This is a genomic window from Rhodococcus sp. 05-339-2 (genome assembly GCF_002258965.1).
In the GTDB taxonomy this organism is placed as follows: domain Bacteria; phylum Actinomycetota; class Actinomycetes; order Mycobacteriales; family Mycobacteriaceae; genus Rhodococcoides.
The window spans coordinates 1-614 of sequence record NZ_NOYW01000007.1 but is presented as its reverse complement, the minus strand read 5'-3'; the positions used below and the strand labels follow the sequence as shown (position 1 = coordinate 614).

Genomic DNA, 614 nt, shown 5'->3' with positions numbered 1-614 from the left:
CGCATCTCCTCGAACTTGGTGGCCTGACGCTCGAGGTCTTCGAGGAACGCGGCGAGTTCCTCGCGCTTGTTCTCGCCGCGGCCGGTGAAGTCGTTGCGCTCGAACACGCTCCACTTGCGCAGGACCGGCCAGACGACGTCCTCGAGGTGCTGACGCAGGTCGTAGATGCCGTGCTTGGCCATCAACACACCGTTGCGGCGGAAGTTCGGCATACCGGCACCGGGCATGACGAAGTTCGTCACGATGTCCGAGACCGCCTGCAACGTCTGATCGGGCGAGATGTCCATCGCCGCGCCGGTGATATTGCGGTAGAAGATCATGTGCAGGTTCTCGTCGGCGGCGATGCGCTGGAGCATGCGGTCGGCGATCGGATCGTCGCAGACCTTGCCGGTGTTGCGGTGCGAGACGCGGGTGGCCAGCTCCTGGAACGTCACGTAGGCGACGGAGTGCAGCAGACCCACCCCTGCACCGGCAGGCGACGCATATCCGTTGGTCATGTGGATCATGCGGGCTTCTTCGAGGGCGACGGGATCGACGCCACGGGTGACGACGAGGTAGTCACGCATGACGATGCCGTGCCGGTTCTCCTCGGCGGTCCACCGGCCGACCCAGGT

General features: G+C 65.0%; 1 protein-coding gene. It reads right to left on the bottom strand.

Annotation, left to right across the window (positions count from 1 at the left end):
* A partial coding sequence (locus CH273_RS06180; RefSeq protein WP_179275430.1) for an acyl-ACP desaturase occupies positions 1-614 on the bottom strand: 614 nt, incomplete at both ends.